Here is a 17215-nt window from a genome sequence, read left to right on the forward strand (position 1 = left end):
GTGGAAGGAGCGGCATAGGCCACGTGCTTCTGTCCCTGGTGTTGATGTGCATTAGGGTTGCCCGAAGGTAGGAAGTAGCGCTGTAGTATTCGACCCTAAGCAACTATCCCTATCACAAGAAAGTTATTATCAGCGCCTGGGATTTCGGCTCGGCCAGAAAGCCAAGCGCTTCGCCTATCAGAATGAGTTGGGGCAACTTGATTTTGGTGAATGGTCGCTTTTATACAATATTTTTAGTTGTAATAATCATAAATTCAATCTATTCATTAACAAACGCGACGCCGCCTGTGGGTTTGGCTGTGGCCGAAGGGATTGGCTAAATGGAACGACACGACTTTAAGCCTTCGCCCCCTCTGCAGAATGTGGTAGAGCGCTATTTGCCATTCGCGGAAAAAGACGCGTTGATAGCTGATGGGCAAGTTGGGAGTGCGTCGCCCATTCATACGGCCCTGGTGGTGCTGCCCGCTGCAGCGGCTGCTGATGCTGCCACCGTCCCTTTGCTGGTTGTGCACCGCCGTATCGGCTTGCGCTGCACGCTGCCCAAGGGCATTTTTGGGATATTGTTCAGGCCTTGCGGATTCAACCGGCTGCTGGGAGTGCCCGTGACAACGGATGCGCAACTCCCCGACGGCGCCGATGGCGCTGTGGACCGCTTTGGCCAAGCCCTCGCCCAGCAGGTGAGTGCCGCGCCCACCTACGTCCAGCGCGTAGCCGCTGCTGAAGCCCTGATGCTGGCCCAGCTGCGCCGCGGGAAGTCCAAGGCAGCGGCCATTGAGTCGCTGATAACGGTGGTACTGGAGCGCAACGGCCAGCTGAGTGTGGACGAAATGGCCCGGGAAGCCAACATAAGCCGGCGCCAACTTGAGCGCCGCTTTCGTGATGTTCTAAAGGTACCGCCCAAGCTATTTACCGAGATGACGCGCTTTGCCCATGTGTTTCAGTTGCTACACGAGCAGCCACAGGCCAATTGGTCGGATATAACCTACGCCTGCGGCTACTTTGACCAAGCCCATTTTATTCGGGAATTCCGGCGCTTTACCGGCGAAACCCCCAAAGGCTATTTCGCTCAGCTTGCGTGCGTCAAGTAATTATTTAGGAGCATTAGGAAATTGTCGTATTTGTACAATGCTTTGAATAATTTGCGCTTTAACTTTGCTTAACCTTACAAATAGATGTGCGCTGTCTTATGACAGTGAGGGCCGTAACCGGCCTCATAGTACCCAAGTTGGCCTTTTCATGGTCCTTTAAACAAACGGTACGAGTAGCAGGAGCTACAGGTATACTCGTATCGTCGCGACGAAGAATACAGGCTGCGAGCCCGCAGCGCCCTTTTTCTCGCATGTCACTCCGCGCCAAGTGTAGCTCGGTCGGAATGTAGAGAAGGATGTTGTCTCGGGCGAACCCGATGCTGGGGCGTTGAAACGTGGTGTGTGCTGGTCGGACAATTGCAGCCCGGCGGGCCTGCTACACAGTGAAAATTAGTTTGCCGATTCTCGTTTTTTTTACAACTAAGCCATGAAACCTTTATTTCTGCTTATTGCCGCCCGGCAGCTGAGAGTCTTACTGCTGGTGCTGCTGCCAATAGCAAGCGTCCAGGCCCAGTCAAAGGCCCAGTCAAGCCCAGCGATTGTCGCTCCGACCCCGTCCGCTGACCATGGTGGAACGCGACCCGACTCCACCGCTGTGGTTCACTATTACAACATGGTCCAGTTTCATGACCTCCAGGACCAGTTAATGTACGACGACATCATCGCCGCCCTCTGCCCGGGCCTGAACAAGCGCAACCCCACCGACCGCCGCGCGGGGCGCAAATTGAACCGGACCCAGCACCCCGCTACTAGAAATTTGGTACGGGCCTAGCTCCTGCACCTCTTCACTCTTACCCTTGGTCCCTCCTTTCCAATATCCAAACTACGGCTCTTAACCAAACCAAGCCAACAGCGAGTTGCGGCGCTGCCGGTTTTGCCTGGCAAGCTTTTCTCACCTTTTTTCAGTTTAAAACTTTATTTGTCATGAAAAATTTGTTTTCGCCCGTTGCGGCTCGTAGTGGCTGGCTCGGTTCACTCCTTTTGTTGGGCGCCTTGCTTGGCTTCCTGCCTGGTAGTTCGGCTCAAGCACAAATTGCCATCGCCGACTGGGCCTGCGTCAATAAAGTTGATGATTTCAAATACGTGGTTTCGGGCAGCAACCCATCCTCCTTGCCCGGAACCGTGCGCTTGGTCGACGACGCCGGCCACATTCTATACACGAAGCGCAGTTCAGACATCAACTTCGGCCAGAAGTTTGACATCAGTCAGTTGCCCGATGGGAAATATAAATTTTTGGTAACGGTGGGCAAGGAGACGCAAAGCTTTGCCCTCGACCTACAAACCATCCCGCCGCGCTCACTCCAGCCCGAGCGCTTGGCGCAGGTGAGTCATGAATCGATGTCGACTGACCACAGCGTAGCGAAAGCGAAAATGCTCCGTCGCCACGGCGAGCGTTCCAAAGCTATGCGCACCGATAAGTCCTGAACCACAGCTGCACTGCTACTGGTGCTACCCGTGCCCTGCCGCAACCTTGGGCTGTAGCTCCGTATGGCTAGTAAACTCCTTATCTTATCAAAAGAGCCGCTCGCACCAGTCGCGGGCGGCTCTTTTGATTGTGGTTTTCGGCTCAGCGCTGAGTTACACCATCGCCGGCCGCTTGTTCAGCTTGGAGTTCGAGTACCCGTAGCCGAAGTACACGGCCAGGCCAATGAGCAGCCACACGAAAAATAGCGTCCAGTTGCTGATGCCGAGCTGCGTCATCAGATATAGGTTGATGAGCAGGCCGAGTACGGGCAGGGTGGAGAGGCGCTTGCGAAACGACACCCAGGCCAGCGCCAGGCAGAACCCGAAAAACACGAGGGTCGGAATCTGGTGCGCAAACCCGCCAGTGATGTCGCCGCTCACAGCGTCGGTGGCGAGCCAGCCGCGCTGGCCGGTCACGTCCAGCCAGAACTCGTGGTTGTCGGGGGCGTTGTAGCGGGAAATCAGGTAGGCGCCCAAAGCCAGGATGAGCGGCACCAGAAACCGGCCGTTGATGTAGGGCACCCGGAACCGGGCCTCGGACCGGCCGTAGGGGTCGATGATGAGGATGCCGCCGCAAACAAGCGCAAACGCGAACAGCGTGCCAATGCTGGTGAGGTCAACCACCAAATCCATGTTCAGCACCAGCGCTGGCACCGCCACGAAAAAGCCCGTGACAATGGTAGCAAACGATGGCGTGTGGAAGCGCGGGTGAATGCGCGAAAACACTTTCGGCAGCAGGCCATCGCGACTCATGGTGAGCCAGATGCGCGGCTGGCCCAGCTGAAACACCAGCAGCACCGAGGCCATGGCAAACACCGCACTCACCGCCACTAGGCCCGAGAGCTTGGGCAGGCCTACTTCGGCAAACACAAAGGACAAGGGGTCGCCTACGCCGAGCTTGGTGTAGGGCACCATGCCGGTGAGCACCATGGTAATCACCACGTACAGCACCGTGCAGATGATGAGGGCGTACATCATGGCCTTGGGCAGGTCGCGCTGGGGATTTTTGCATTCCTCGGCCGTGGTCGAAATGGCATCGAAGCCGATGTAGGCGAAGAACACCGCCGACACGCCCTTGAGCACGCCGCCCACGCCGTTGGGGGCGAAGGGGCTCCAGTTGGCTGGCTCGATGTAGAAGACGCCGACAGCGATAACCACCACCACCACAATGAGCTTCAGCAGCACCAGGATGTTGGAAGCCGTTTTGCTTTCCTTGATGCCCACGTACACCAAGGCCGTGATGGCCACCGTGATGAGGAAGGCCGGCAGGTCGGCCACCAAGTGCCAGTCGCCGAACAGGCGCGGGGCCGTGGTCCAGATTTTATAGCCTTCTATTTGAGCCGGGGTAGCCTGCGACAGCGGTAAATTAGCCTGCATAAGGGCCATCACGGCATGGTAGCCCTGGTAGGCGCTTTGGGTGCCGGTGCTCAAGTAGGCCGGTATGTGTAGCCCAATGCCATCGAGCAGGCCGGTGAAATAGTCGGACCACGAAATGGCCACCACGATGTTGCCCACGGCATACTCCATGATGAGAGCCCAGCCGATAATCCAGGCCGCGAGCTCGCCAAACGAAGCATAAGCGTAGGTGTAAGCCGAGCCGCTGACGGGAATGGTAGCCGCAAACTGCGCGTAACACAGCGCCGAAAACGCGCAAGCCACGGCTGTGAACACAAACAGCAGCGACACCGCCGGGCCGCCATCCAGGCTGGCCTTGCCGATGGTGCTGAAGATGCCGGCCCCAATGATGGCCGCAATGCCGAGGGCCGTGAGGTCGCGCACAGTGAGGTGGCGCTCCAGGCCGCCGGCGGAGTGGCCTTCGGCATCGGCGGGTGGGTTTTGTAGAATGGCCGCGATGGTTTTGCGGCGAAACAAGGACTTTTCAGAACGCATGAAAGGTGGGAGGGACGGGTTTGAAGGGCAAAAGATAACGCCCTAATGCGGGTTTTGGCCCGGCAGGTTCCTCCCGTTCCCTCAGCGAAGCAGGTTGGTGAGCGCACTTCCCGCTACGTGCAGCATCACCGGACTGCCGCCAAGCCGCACCGGCATACCCACTGAAAATTGGCCTAGGCTGCTGCCAAAGCCATTGGCGGACATGCCGCGCATGGGGAGCGGCGCAAACGCTGGGTTGGCGGGAAGGGCCAGCCCGTCGGGGGCATAAAGCGGGGTGGCGTTGTAGGCCTGCAACTGGTAAGGAGCAAAGCTGTATTGAATAAATCCCCTTGCGCGGGCTTTGGGACCCACCATGTAGCGCACGTAAGGCTGCACTGAATAGCCCATGCCCCCGGTGGTAGCCAGCGCAGGGGTATAGTTGCCCAGCACGTAGGCACCCGTAAGGAAATTTCCCTGGCTGGGCGGCGCCGGCGCCGGAATTTCAAGCCCCACCGCTCCCGTTGAGCTCAGTTGGGTTTGGCTCAGGGCTGGCGACAAACCCAGCATGAAAGCAACGGCAGTGCAGTAAGTGGTTTTCATGGCAGGGGGCGGGGAGTGGGGCAAAAGAACTGCGATGTTTTGATAGAAGCTAATATACAAGGTTTTGCGAGCTTGGGTTTGGTTAATTCCCCACAGCGGCGCAGCAAATTTGGGCAGCACGTGTGTAATTTCTTTGCCTCAGGCATCGGTCAGGACACGCCATTAACTGACTGCACCAAATATGCCGCCCATCACCCTTTCCATCCCGCAGCCCTGTCCCGAAAGCTGGGACGCCATGTCCCCTGCTGCTGCGGGCCGCCACTGCGCTGCCTGCCAGAAAATGGTGGTGGACTTTACCCTCAAAACCGACGCCGAAATCCTGGCTTATCTCGCTGGGGCCGCAACCGTTCGCATCTGCGGGCGCTTCGCGGCGGGGCAACTGGACCGGCCGTTGCAGCGCGCCGTGCCGGCTGCCCCAACGCGCTGGCGGGCTTGGCTGGCGGCTGCCGTAGCCGTGTGGGGCCTACGGGAAACAGCAAGCACTGTAGCACCGGCTCAAACCTCCACGGAATGGCGCGCCCAGTACTGGGGCGGGCCAGCGCCGGCCACACCGCCTGCTGATGTTACAGCTGCCCCCGTGCCCCATCACCTGAAGGGCCAGACCATGCTTGACAACGAAGCGAGCCAGCCGCACAGCAAAGTCAGCCAGCTGCCTCATGTGGTGCGTGGTGTGGTGCTCGACTCTACCAGTAAAGAGGGGATACCCGGGGTGACGGTGCTGCTTCAGGGTACCACTGTCGGGGTGAGCACTAATGCAGCCGGAGCTTTTGAGCTAACCGTGCCGGCTGAGTCAGTGGTGCCCACCGGCATCCGTCTGGTGTTATCTTCTGTCGGCTTCATGACCCGGCAACATACTTTACCCCTGGCGGCAGCCAGCACTCCACAAACCTTTGCCCTAGCCGCTGACGTGCGGCAATTAGGAGTAGTAGTCATCATGGGCGGTATTGAATATCAGCCGTGGCCTTGGCACCCCCGCCGCTTCTATCATTGGAGTAAGTATTGGATTACGCGTCCTTTTCGGAAAGACTAGAGATTACAGGGCCTCTAAAAGCAGCTTTTTGAGGCCGCGCTACCATAGCTCGGACAGGCTCCAATTCCCTGTTCAAGCCGCAGTCAGATCAATAACATTCTGTATTCAATAATATGAAGTCCAGCCGCATTCTGTCAATCCCAGAGCCCTGCCACGAAAGCTGGGCGGCCATGTCTCCCACCATGGCTGGCCGCCATTGCGCCGCCTGCCAGAAAACGGTAATCGACTTTACCCTCAAAACTGACGCTGAAATCTTGGCCTATCTCGCCGGAGCCACACTTGGGCGCACCTGCGGGCGCTTCTACCGCCAACAATTAGACCGGCCACTACAGCCACTCGCCATTCCAGTACCCAACCGCTGGCGGGCATGGCTGGCAGCAGCTGTAGCCATATGGGGCGTGCGGGAGGTGGCCAGCCCAGCGGCCGGGGCGCAGACTGCAAGCGCGCAGCACCGCACTGCGGAAGGAGAAAAGAAGTTGATAAAGCCGCGGCATCAGTCTTATGCTGCTGAGACGCGAATAAGCGGAGTCGTCCGAGATGCGGCCACGTAGGATGGCGTGATGGGAGTTGCAGTATTTCTCAAAGGGGAAAATCGGGCTACTACCACCGATTCTTCTGGCCGCTTTAACCTGCTAGTACCCACAGGCCGAAACCCAGACGCACGACACACCCTTGTCTTCCACGCCGCCGGTTATACCTCTCAAACGATACGTCTGACTGTTGGCGGTAAGGCGATTGACACCATCGCTCTTGAACTGCGCCCCGACCCCGCAGCTGCGGGGGCCGAAATACTAGCTTCTTATCCGAGAAGGGAGCAAATGATTATCATGGGCATAATGCCATTGCCGGCCTACCCCATTCAACTGCAGCCTGCCTTACCTACCAAGAAGCCTCGGCCCTCTTTCCTGCAAAGAATTGCCCGTCTCTTTCGCTCAGGTTAGGCCTGGGGACTTCCGCCCGCAAAGCCACTACTTTAGCCGCATGGCCACTTCCCTCCGCATCTCCATTCCGCAGCCGTGCGCCCAGCCCTGGGCCGCTATGTCGCCCACCGCCAACGGCCGCCACTGCGCCGCCTGCGCTACCGAAGTCGTAGACTTTACACACTTGAGCGACATGGAAATCATGGCGTATCTGGCGCGGCAGGGCAGCCGGCGGGTATGCGCATTGGCGCGCGTGCCGCGGCTGGCGGTGTCGAATTTTGCGTGCGTCCAAGCCGCCCCAGCCACTGTCGTTTCAAACTGCTCCTGTTGACCCGGACGCCGCGCAATTGCAGCGAATTATTATTCGCGGTCAGGTTTTCGATGGAAATACTAAAAAAATGGTGGAGGACGTCCGGGTCTTCATCAACGGGACTCAATACGGGACGACTACTGATAAAAAAGGTCGGTTCGAGTTGGAACTGGCACCTAATTGGACGCCCATTGCTGGGGGCACGGTAGAGCTGCTCTTCATGGGCAACCCATTTGATTTCGAGGAGCAAACCGTGAGCGTAAATGTGCGTGATACCCCATTGCCTGGCCCGTTGGTGGTGCGGATGAAGTCGATAGAGCACCGTGGACAAATAGTAGGTTTAATTGAGTGGCCTGTGCCTCCGGTTGAGCCACCACGTAAGTAGCCGCCAGGGTCTTGGGTCTTCGCTGCCTCGCCGAAATGCTTTTAAACTCGCCATTAGCCCAAACTTTTAGCGCTCAAAAAGCCTTTTGGAAGGGTATGAGATTCCTGCGCTTCACCCTGCTGCTTGCTATTGCTTCGGCTTGCTCTATCCTTAAGCCAACTACTAAAAACGACATATTCCCCGGGCGGGCCCAGCTGCCGCAGGAGGAGGCGCCGCACGTGAAAAACTCCTTGGAGTGGTGGTACTTCACAGGCCATTTGAAGGATGTGGTTACCGGCGAAAATTTCGGCGTGGAGTACGTCTTCTTCCACTTCAACCCCGACGGCAAGCAAGACTACCAGATGGTGAACTTCGCCCTGACCGACCCGCAAACGCAGGCATTTGAGTACGACTACTACTTGGGTAAGCTGGCCGTGCCGCTCACCGCTGCACTGCCCATCAACCTTAGCCAGCGCAAAGACGACCAAACCTGGACTCTTACTGGCCAGGAGGGCCGGTATCAGCTGCATGCCCGCATGAGCACCAAGGGGCCAAACAACAAGGCTGGTCAGGCCATCAGCCTTAGCACCACGCCGGCCAAGCCCGTGCTGCTGCACGGCGGCACTGGCTACGAGCAATACGGGCCAGTGGCCCAGGCCGGCTACTACAGCTACCCGCGCCTGGCCACCACCGGCATTATCGAAGTAGGCGGCAAAACCCATCAGGTCACCGGCGAGCTTTGGTACGACCGGCAGTGGAACTGCGGCGGCGTAAACAAGCGCAACGTGGCCTGGGACTGGCTAAGCATTCAGCTCGACGACCCCAAAGAAGAGATAATGCTCTACGCCGTGCACGAAACCAAAACCGGCCAGCAAATCGGCGGCGGCTCGCACTTTGGCACCAAGGGCGAAAACCTGCACCTTGCCGAAACCGACTTCAAGCTGGAGCCCCTGACGTACTGGACCAGCCCTGAATCGAAGAAAAAGTATCCGGCCACCTGGCGCATCACTGTGCCCAGCAAAGGCTACGACCTGACGGTGACGCCCCTGGTGCCCAACCAGGAGTTGAACATGCGCCTTTTCAAAGTGCTGAAGTTGAGCTACTGGGAAGGCATGTGCCGGGTGACGGGCACCCAAAACGGCAAGCCCGTAACGGGCAACGCCTACGTGGAAATCACGAATAGGTAACGTAGCTCGGACTTTTAGTCCGCGAATGAATGTGAATGGGTTACTCGCGGACTAAAAGTCCGCGCTACAGCATTCCGCTCACTGATTTAGTACCACGCGGAACGTGGTGCCACGGCCCACCTCACTCCACTTCACGAAGAGCTTGCCCCCGTGGTAGTTCTCGATGATGCGTTTGGCCAGCGCCAACCCGAGGCCCCAACCCCTTTTCTTGGTAGTGAAGCCGGGCATAAAGACGCTTTCCAGCTTATTGCTCGGGATGCCTTTGCCCGTGTCGGTGATGTCGACGGCCACCTGGCGGGCCGGGGCGGTGCGCCGGTACCAGGTGCGGCGAGTGCGTACCCGCCGCAAGTGCAGCGTGATGGAGCCGCGGCCGTCCATGGCGTCCACCGCATTTTTGCAGATGTTCTCGATGACCCAGTCAAACAGCGGCACGTTGATGCGGGCGGGGGTGTCGAGCGGAAGGTCGGATTCAATCTTAAACAGCACCTTCTTCGACACCCGGCTTTGCAGGTACTCAATAGCGTTGCGGGTGGTGTGGTACAGGTTTTCGTCTTTAAGCACCGGCACGGAGCCGATGTTGCTGAACCGCTCGGTGATGATTTCCAAGCGCCGAATATCCTTGCCCAGTTCCTCTACTATGGGCTCGTCCTTGAAGCGGTCGGAGTCGCGCAGGTAGTTTTGCCAGCCTACCAGGCTGCTGAGGGGCGTGCCCAGTTGGTGGGCGGTTTCCTTGGCCAGGCCAACCCACACGCGGTTCTGCTCGGCCCGGCGCGAGGAGCTGAACGCGAAGTAGGCAATGATGCCGAGGCAGCCAATGACGATGAGCTGCACCAGCGGATAGGTGCGCAGCTGCTGCAGCAGCTGCGAGTCGCGGTAGTAGATGTAGTTGACTTGGCCTGCCCCAAACTTTACCACTATGGGTTGGTGCTGCTGCTTCATGCGCTGCAGCTCGTCATGGAGGCGCTCTACCGAGTCTTCGGGGGAGGTGCGAGCCGGAATCTTAACGTTTTTCGCGGCCAGCACGTCATTGCCATCGCTGCTGAGAATAACCGGAATGGTGGCGTTGGCGTCCACTATCTCGCTGAACACGAAGAGAGTGTTCGAGTCCTGCTCAGAATTAATAATAAACTCCTGGGCCTTGGCGTAGAGTTGAATCTGCTGTTGCTCCCTTTCCGACACGCGCTGCACCAGCAAGTTGGTGTACACAACGGTGGCCGCCCCAATGAGCAGGGCCAGCACTGCAATCAGTATTTTGAGGCGGGATTTTTGGTCGTAAATCGGAATAATCATTAACGGGAGTCGATTTCTAATAAAGAACGTCATGCTGAGCGCAGCCGAAGCATCTCTACCGTGTAACTAACTCAATTGGTTGGTTCACTATTGCGATAGAGATGCTTCGGCTGCGCTCAGCATGACGTGCTAAAGTGGCTGTAGGACCGAAGGCAAGGGTGAAATTATCCCACCAGCACGGCGTCGCTGCTGGCAATTTCCTGCAAAATGCCATATACCACGTCCGGCGTTTCGGCATTCACCAAGCTAGTGCGCCAAGCTTTGGCGCCCTCCAGGCCGCGGAAATAATGCGCGTAGTGGCGGCGCATCTCGAAGATGCCCACTTTCGGGCCTTTCCACTCCACGCTTTTGTCAAAGTGCATCTGGCACATGGCCACCCGCTCTTCCAGCGTGGGCGGGGCCAGCAGCTGGCCGGTGGCCACGTAGTGCTTGATTTCGCGGAAAATCCAAGGGTAGCCAATGCTGGCCCGGCCCACCATTACGCCGTCTACGCCGTAGCGGTTTTTGTACTCCAGCGCCTTTTCAGGCGAGGTAATGTCGCCGTTGCCGAAGATGGGAATATGAATGCGCGGGTTGTCCTTGATTTTGGCGATGAGGCGCCAGTCGGCTTCGCCCTTGTAGAGCTGCACGCGGGTGCGGCCGTGCACGGTGAGGGCGGCAATGCCGATATCCTGCAGGCGCTCGGCCACTTCTTCTACGTTCTTGGTGCCCTCGTCCCAGCCCAGGCGGGTCTTCACGGTCACGGGCAGGTGGGTGTTGCGGATGACGGCGGCCGTCATTTCCACCATCTTGGGAACGTCGCGCAGCAGGGCAGCCCCGGCGCCACGGCAGGCCACCTGCTTCACCGGGCAGCCGTAGTTGATGTCAATCAGGTCGGGCCCCACTTCGGTGCTGATGGCCGCGCACTCGCCCATGGTTTCCACATCGGAGCCAAACAGCTGAATGCCGATGGGGCGCTCGTAGTCGAAGATGTCCAGCTTTTTTCGGCTCTTGGCCGCCGCCCGAATCAGGCCTTCCGAAGAAATAAACTCGGTGTACATCAAATCGGCTCCATTGGCCTTGCACACGGCGCGGAAGGGCGGGTCGCTAACGTCCTCCATGGGGGCGAGCAGGAGCGGGAAGTCGGGGAGCTGGATGTTGGGGCCTATGTTAACCACGGTGCTATCGATATTTTACAGAACGTCAGGCTGAGCGGAGCCGAAGCGTCACGTGTGCAGCAGTAAACCAATCGTTCAACGAATCGAGTGAGATGCTGCGCTGCGCCAACCTTGGGGTTGCTGCGCTCGGCATGACGGTTCTGCTGTGCCTGACGTTCAAGTTTGCTTGTTTATTCAAGCCTTAATTTAAATCTGCGGTAAATTTACGCCCTTCCCAACTAGTCTGCTCCCATGAAAGGTTTCCTGCCCCGCACCCTGCACCCGGGCCTCCAAGTATTAATGCTGCTGGTACTCATGGTGGCGGGGGTCTGTGTGGGGTATTCCATCATTTTTGGGGTGGCGCAGACGGCGTTCGGGCTCTCGTTACCCGAAGTGAGCAAAGTCATGACCTATCCGTCGGCCTATCCGCAGGGCTGGGGCCTGCTGATGATGGCGCAGGGCGTGCTGCTGTTTTCGGCGTGCGCGGGCGGGGCGTTGGCCCTGGCCTCGTCGCTGGGCTACGGTTGGGCTGAGTATTTCAACCCGCGCCGGTTGGGCGCGGGGTGGTGGCTGCTGGCGGCCGCGGCGCTCATCGTCATCATTCTGCCCTTCATGTCCAGCCTCATTGCCTGGAATGCGGAGGTTCGTTTCCCGAGCTTTCTGCACAATTTTGAGGTGTGGGCGCGGGCCAGCGAAGACCGGGCCCAGGGCCTCACCAAGTACCTGACGCGCTTCAACTCCAGCACGCGGTTTCTGGTGGCGGTGCTGGTGATAGCCGTGGTGCCAGCCGTGGGCGAGGAGCTGGTGTTTCGGGGGGTGATTCAAAGAAACTTGGTGCGATGGTTTTCGCCGCACGTGGGGGTGTGGCTGGGGGCGGCCATTTTCAGCGCCATCCACATGCAGTTTTTTGGGTTTGTGCCGCGCTTCGTGCTCGGGCTGGTGCTGGGGTACTTGTACCTGTGGAGCGGCAATATCCTCGTGTCGATAGTGGCGCACTTCACCCAGAATGCCTTTCAGCTGCTGATACTTTACCTCACCCAGCGCGGGCAGTTCGGCTGGGGCTTCGACCCCGACGGCAACGAGGCGCTGCCCTGGACGCTGGTGGTGCCGTCGGCGCTGCTCTCGGCCGGGCTGCTCTACTTCCTCTACAGGCGCATGACGGCCCCGGCGCCCCCCACCCAGATGCTCACGCTCAGTCACAATGGCGTGGACCTGCACCGTCACTAATCCTGCGCCCTGAGCGTAAACCGCTTTCCACTTACCTTTCCGCACCTCCTTATCCTTTCGCGTTGTCGAATTCTACGCCTCCGATTACCTCCGAACTAGCCGAGTCCACGGATAAGAAACGCGGCCCCAGTAACTTACGCCTGCGGGTTATCTACGCTTCCATTGGGGCCACCATGCTACTCGGCAGCGTGTGGTTCAGCGCGTGGACGTTTGCGCTGTTTTTCGCGGCGGTGCAGGTCAAAATGCTCTTGGAGTTTTATCGGATGATGCGGGCGGCAGGGTATGCGCCGGCGAAGTGGATGGGGGTAGGCTTGAGCGTATATGTATTCGGCGTGTCTGCTTACCTAAAGTTGTACATGCACATAAGTATTACCAGCATAGATTTTGCGACCGATGGAGCTCCGGGTTGGCATACGTTAATTCTTCCTTTTGCATGGATTCTTGCTCCTCTATTGGTATTCACAACCGTGTTACTGATACGCGAAATCATGCTATGGCCACGTTACAGCAACCCATTTGGAAATATTGGAGCTACACTGGCTGGCCTACTATATGTGTCTTTGCCCATGACAATGCTCATTGGGGTAGCCTATGCTAGTCCATCGCATATAATTGATAACATTACTAGTAATAACGGAGGGTATTACGACTACCGCCGCGTTTTCGCTCTGCTTTTTCTCGTGTGGGCTTCCGACATCGGCGCCTATGCCGCGGGCAAAACTTTTGGTAAGCACAAACTGGCCCCCAGTATCTCACCGGGCAAAACATGGGAAGGCTGGGCCGGCGGCTTCTTGCTTACATTAGTAGTGGGTTGGGCATTGAGCTTTATGATGCCTGATGTGCCGCTGGCGCACCGCCTCGTGGCGGCGGGCGTGGTGGCCATCTTTGGCCCACTCGGCGACTTGGCCGAGTCCATGCTTAAGCGCAGCGTGGGCGTAAAAGACTCGGGCACCATGATGCCTGGGCACGGCGGCCTGCTCGACCGGTTCGATGCGTTTTTGCTGGTGCTGCCGGTGCTGGCGCTGCTGCAATTGCTGGTTGGATAAAAAGTGGACTTGTTATTGCAGCCTGACGGTAACGGGCGCTTTGTAGTTGCGGGCCAGCGCAGGAAGCCATTGGCACCTAGCGTGGCCGGCTCTTACACTGAAAGACTATCTTAAAAAACTGCCACAAACGTTTGCGCCAAAACGGCTCTTTGTCTTGGCAAAAGCAATACCTTTGCGCCCCTAAACCGCACGAGCACTCCCACCCAACACTTTTCTAACCTCTCCAACCGAATGGCAGCCCACCACACTGTGTACAAAGAGCCGGCCCCGATAATGGACCGTGAAAACCCGCTTGAATCCATGATGTCGCGCTTCAACATCGCAGCAGACATTCTGGGTCTTGACGATGCCACCTACAACGTTCTGAAAGTTGCCGATAAGCAGGTTATCGTCAACATTCCGGTAACCATGGACGATGGCCACATTCGCGTGTTCGAGGGCTACCGCGTTATTCATAACACCATTCTGGGCCCGAGCAAGGGGGGCATTCGCTACGATAAAAACGTGCACCTCGACGAGGTGAAAGCCCTCGCCGCCTGGATGACCTGGAAGTGCGCCGTGGTCGACATTCCCTACGGCGGGGCCAAGGGCGGCATCATCTGCGACCCCACCACTATGAGCGCCGGCGAAATTGAGCGCCTGACCCGTGGCTACACCCTCGCCCTGAAAGATATTTTTGGCCCCGACCGCGACATCCCGGCCCCCGACATGGGCACCGGCCCCCGCGAAATGGCCTGGCTGATGGACGAATTCTCCAAAACCAATGGCATGACCTCACCGGCCGTGGTGACTGGCAAGCCTTTGGTAATGGGCGGCTCGCTGGGCCGCACTGAGGCTACTGGCCGCGGCGTAATGGTGTCGGCGCTGGCTGCCTTGAAAAAGCTGGGCCTGAAGCCCAACGATGTTTCGGCCGCCGTGCAGGGCTTTGGCAACGTGGGCTCCTGGGCTGCCATCCTGCTCCACGCCGAGGGCGTGAAAATTAAAGGCGTTTCCGACATCTCGGGCGCTTACTGGAACGACAACGGCATCAACATCGACGAAGCTGTGGCCTACAAAAACGCCCACAACGGCCGCCTCGAAGGCTTCACCGGCGCTACGCCTATGGACCCCGACGACCTGCTGACTTCCGACGTGGACGTGCTGGTGCCCGCTGCTGTGGAAGACGTCATCACCGAGCATAACGCCCACCTCATCAAAGCCAAGCTGATTGTGGAAGGCGCCAACGGCCCCACTTCGGCCTCAGCCGACTCCATCATCAACGAGAAGGGCATCATGGTGGTGCCGGACATCCTCGCCAACTCGGGCGGCGTTACGGTGTCGTACTTTGAGTGGGTGCAGAACAAGCAGGGCTTCAAGTGGAGCCTGGACATGGTAACCGACCGCGCCGACCGCATCATGAACGATGCGTTCGAGAAAGTGTACCAAACCAGCCAGAAGTACAACGTGCCGATGCGCATCGCGGCCTACGTCGTGGCCATCGATAAAGTAGCCCAGACCTACAAGTTCCGCGGCGGTTTCTAATAATTTAAGCCCATCCGCTGAGGCAGGAAACTGTTCTAATTGGCTGGATGGTAGCGCAAGCTCAACGTTTTGCGTGCCAAGCGAACATACGGCCCACTTTACCCGTTGCGGTAAAGTGGGCCGTTGTTTAATTAGAGGGCTCTAACTTGCACCCCCGGCGGCACGATTCGCAACTCGCATGAAGATTCATAAAGAAGGAAGACGCATCCTGTTTGTTACACTGCTTATTCTGCTAGTGCTCAACTTACTGGTATTTAATTTCAATAAAGGCGCAGACTTGTTCAATCGGCTTTTTGCAGGGGCTACGGTCATTGTCTTTTTGTTGATTCTGCAGTTCTTCCGCAGCCCGTTCCGGCACCTGTTTACTCACGAAGACCTGCTTCTGGCCCCTGCCGACGGCAAGGTGGTGGTAATCGAAAACGTGTTCGAGCCCGAGTATTTTGAAGATGAGCGCAAGCAAATCAGCATCTTCATGTCGCCCATCAACGTGCACGTGACCCGCAACCCGATTTCGGGACTGGTAAAGTACTTCAAGTACCACCCCGGCAACTACTTGGTGGCTTGGCACCCCAAAAGCAGCACCCAGAACGAGCGCACCACCGTAGTGGTAGAAAGCGATGCCGGTCCACTGGTGCTCTTCCGGCAGATTGCCGGCGCTATGGCCCGCCGCATCGTATGGTACGTGAACGAGGGCGACGAAGTAAGCCAGGGCGAAGAGTTTGGCTTCATCAAGTTCGGCTCCCGCGTCGACGTATTTGTCCCCATCGACACCGAAGTGAAAGTGGAGCTTGGCCAGAAAGTAAAAGGCGGCGAAACTGTAATTTGTCAGCTCAAAGTGAAGTAATTCTACTAGCTTAATAGCATACAAAAAGCCCGGCTGCATTGATGCAGCCGGGCTTTTTGTTTCATACTTAGTTCGAGTCGAAGCAAAGAAAGACCGTCTATAAAATTCGATTAATTCGTAAAATCCGACGAATCCGTGGTTCAGACTAATACGTGCGGCACGAACTCCGATAAGTTGGTAATCAGCCCTGCCTCGCGCCGAAAGCCAATGGCGCAGGCTTCTCCCGCCCAGAAAACTCCCGCTTGGTACTTACGCCCCTGTGCATCGGTCGGCAGCTCGGCCCAGCGCTGGTAGAGCTGCGGCTGGTGGGCATAGTCGCCCGGCACCTCGGTGCTGGCGCGGCCATTGGGCTGAATTTCGGCCACGTTCTGGCCCTCCCGGCCGAACAAGGGCTTGCGCACGTGGTGCCCAGGCAGGTTGGTCAGGCTGGCTTCAAGCAGGAGCGGATGGTGCGGAAACACCTCCCAGAGGTGAGCCATCAGGGCTTTGCTCTGGAACATCAGGCTATAGGCGGGATTGGCCGTTACCACGTCGCGGGTAAGCTGCAGGTGCACGAGGTCGGCGGTGAGCTCCGGCTCTTCCTCAGCCAGAATTTCCCAAGGCACCAGCTTGAATAAGAAGTCGAATTTCTGCCACTGGTTGGGTGCTGTCTCGGCCCAAATGCCACGGTCCTCGCCAGCTATTGACACCTTCATGTCGTCGACGGGGCAGATGTGGAAGTCTGCAAAGCCAGCCGCATGAGCGGCTTCGGCCAGCACAGCGCAGTTGGCTTCGTCTTCGGGACTGCCGGGCAAATAGACAAGCAATAAGGTTGCTTGCCGGTCGATGTTGAGGGTGCGCCAGTGACGAAACTGGTCTTCGAGACATTCAAACAAGCCATTGGCTTGGCTGCCTTCGTCAGATTGTCCCGTGGCCACCAGACTAGCCCACTGCACCACGCTAGTTTCGGGTAGGCTGGTGGCAGTGTCGGCGTTGAACTCCAGTAATTTGGGGCCCTCTGGTGTCATTATCAGGTCGAAGCGGCCGTAGAGGTGCCAGTGGCGCTCATCGTTCCAGGAGTGGCGCACGGCCTCCCACAGGTTGGATGGAATGGCCAGCCGCTGAAGAAACTCATCCGGAATAGGGTCAGGAACGGCCTCTACCATCATATCATAGAGCGAATCAGCGGCTTGGAGCAAAGCCTCGGCCTCGTTCTCGCGAAGCTGCACGGCTTCGCGCGCCACATAGTTCTGGCAGGCTTCCTCAATGGCCCAATCCCAGCCCAGCGTGCGCACGGCCGGCGATACATCGCCGCTAAGGGGGAGGAGATTTATCATGGC

At 57.9% G+C, this 17215-nt stretch carries 17 protein-coding genes; 12 read left to right on the forward strand and 5 right to left on the reverse strand.

The window, feature by feature from the left end; translation table 11 throughout:
- Window positions 1–320 precede the first annotated feature (320 nt).
- From ACP7AJ_RS12605 to ACP7AJ_RS12615, 3 genes are all read left to right on the forward strand, one after another.
- The gene (locus ACP7AJ_RS12605; protein WP_426060563.1) at window positions 321–1088 is read left to right on the forward strand and encodes a helix-turn-helix domain-containing protein; all 768 of its coding nucleotides are present in this window, start codon (window positions 321–323) and stop codon (window positions 1086–1088) included.
- A 613-nt stretch (window positions 1089–1701) separates the two neighbouring features.
- Window positions 1702–1860: a hypothetical protein gene (locus tag ACP7AJ_RS12610; RefSeq protein ID WP_426060564.1), complete on the forward strand. Its 159-nt coding sequence runs from the start codon at window positions 1702–1704 to the stop codon at window positions 1858–1860.
- Between the two features lie 152 nt (window positions 1861–2012).
- Window positions 2013–2513 carry a hypothetical protein gene (locus ACP7AJ_RS12615; RefSeq protein WP_426060565.1) on the forward strand — a complete coding sequence of 167 codons (501 nt, stop codon included), beginning with the start codon at window positions 2013–2015 and terminating at the stop codon, window positions 2511–2513.
- 153 nt (window positions 2514–2666) lie between these two features.
- On the opposite strand, the gene ACP7AJ_RS12620 is transcribed toward ACP7AJ_RS12615, so the two are convergent.
- The gene (locus ACP7AJ_RS12620) at window positions 2667–4442 is read right to left on the reverse strand and encodes an amino acid permease (RefSeq protein WP_426060566.1); all 1776 of its coding nucleotides are present in this window, start codon (window positions 4440–4442) and stop codon (window positions 2667–2669) included.
- 81 nt (window positions 4443–4523) lie between these two features.
- Window positions 4524–5021 carry a hypothetical protein gene (locus ACP7AJ_RS12625; protein ID WP_426060567.1) on the reverse strand — a complete coding sequence of 166 codons (498 nt, stop codon included), beginning with the start codon at window positions 5019–5021 and terminating at the stop codon, window positions 4524–4526.
- 181 nt (window positions 5022–5202) lie between these two features.
- On the opposite strand from ACP7AJ_RS12625, the gene ACP7AJ_RS12630 reads away from it, so the two are divergent.
- The 5 genes from ACP7AJ_RS12630 to ACP7AJ_RS12650 all read left to right on the forward strand — a co-directional run bounded on the left by ACP7AJ_RS12630 (window position 5203) and on the right by ACP7AJ_RS12650 (window position 8832).
- A complete protein-coding gene (locus tag ACP7AJ_RS12630) occupies window positions 5203–6051 on the forward strand; it encodes a carboxypeptidase-like regulatory domain-containing protein (protein ID WP_426060568.1) in 849 nt (282 codons plus the stop codon).
- Between the two features lie 560 nt (window positions 6052–6611).
- Window positions 6612–6992 (forward strand): carboxypeptidase-like regulatory domain-containing protein, encoded by a 381-nt coding sequence (locus ACP7AJ_RS12635; protein WP_426060629.1) that lies wholly within the window; start codon window positions 6612–6614, stop codon window positions 6990–6992.
- 40 nt (window positions 6993–7032) lie between these two features.
- A complete protein-coding gene (locus ACP7AJ_RS12640) occupies window positions 7033–7302 on the forward strand; it encodes a hypothetical protein (protein ID WP_426060569.1) in 270 nt (89 codons plus the stop codon).
- Window positions 7303–7318: 16 nt separating this feature from the next.
- Window positions 7319–7666 (forward strand): carboxypeptidase-like regulatory domain-containing protein, encoded by a 348-nt coding sequence (locus ACP7AJ_RS12645; RefSeq protein ID WP_426060570.1) that lies wholly within the window; start codon window positions 7319–7321, stop codon window positions 7664–7666.
- 95 nt (window positions 7667–7761) lie between these two features.
- Complete coding sequence (locus ACP7AJ_RS12650) at window positions 7762–8832, forward strand: lipocalin family protein (RefSeq protein WP_426060571.1); 1071 nt, start codon at window positions 7762–7764, stop codon at window positions 8830–8832.
- Window positions 8833–8910: 78 nt separating this feature from the next.
- Here ACP7AJ_RS12650 and ACP7AJ_RS12655 read toward each other — a convergent pair whose 3' ends face one another.
- Together ACP7AJ_RS12655 and dusB are read right to left on the reverse strand one after the other, a co-directional pair.
- Window positions 8911–10122, reverse strand: a complete 1212-nt coding sequence (locus ACP7AJ_RS12655; protein WP_426060572.1) for an ATP-binding protein — start codon at window positions 10120–10122, stop codon at window positions 8911–8913.
- Between the two features lie 164 nt (window positions 10123–10286).
- A complete protein-coding gene (gene dusB, locus ACP7AJ_RS12660) occupies window positions 10287–11279 on the reverse strand; it encodes a tRNA dihydrouridine synthase DusB (protein WP_426060573.1) in 993 nt (330 codons plus the stop codon).
- Window positions 11280–11510: 231 nt separating this feature from the next.
- On the opposite strand from dusB, the gene ACP7AJ_RS12665 reads away from it, so the two are divergent.
- From ACP7AJ_RS12665 to ACP7AJ_RS12680, 4 genes are all read left to right on the forward strand, one after another.
- A complete protein-coding gene (locus tag ACP7AJ_RS12665; RefSeq protein WP_426060574.1) occupies window positions 11511–12485 on the forward strand; it encodes a CPBP family intramembrane glutamic endopeptidase in 975 nt (324 codons plus the stop codon).
- A gap of 173 nt (window positions 12486–12658) precedes the next feature.
- Entirely contained in the window at window positions 12659–13531 is an 873-nt protein-coding gene (locus tag ACP7AJ_RS12670; RefSeq protein WP_426060575.1) for a phosphatidate cytidylyltransferase, read from the forward strand.
- A gap of 231 nt (window positions 13532–13762) precedes the next feature.
- Complete coding sequence (locus ACP7AJ_RS12675) at window positions 13763–15052, forward strand: Glu/Leu/Phe/Val family dehydrogenase (protein WP_426060576.1); 1290 nt, start codon at window positions 13763–13765, stop codon at window positions 15050–15052.
- A gap of 178 nt (window positions 15053–15230) precedes the next feature.
- Window positions 15231–15896, forward strand: a complete 666-nt coding sequence (locus tag ACP7AJ_RS12680) for a phosphatidylserine decarboxylase family protein (RefSeq protein ID WP_426060577.1) — start codon at window positions 15231–15233, stop codon at window positions 15894–15896.
- A gap of 140 nt (window positions 15897–16036) precedes the next feature.
- Here ACP7AJ_RS12680 and ACP7AJ_RS12685 read toward each other — a convergent pair whose 3' ends face one another.
- On the reverse strand, window positions 16037–17212 hold the full coding sequence (locus tag ACP7AJ_RS12685) for a glutathionylspermidine synthase family protein (RefSeq protein ID WP_426060578.1): 1176 nt from the start codon (window positions 17210–17212) through the stop codon (window positions 16037–16039).
- Between the last annotated feature and the right edge of the window lie 3 nt (window positions 17213–17215).

Origin of the sequence: Hymenobacter sp. B1770, assembly GCF_049896385.1 — a bacterium.
Lineage (GTDB): Bacteria > Bacteroidota > Bacteroidia > Cytophagales > Hymenobacteraceae > Hymenobacter.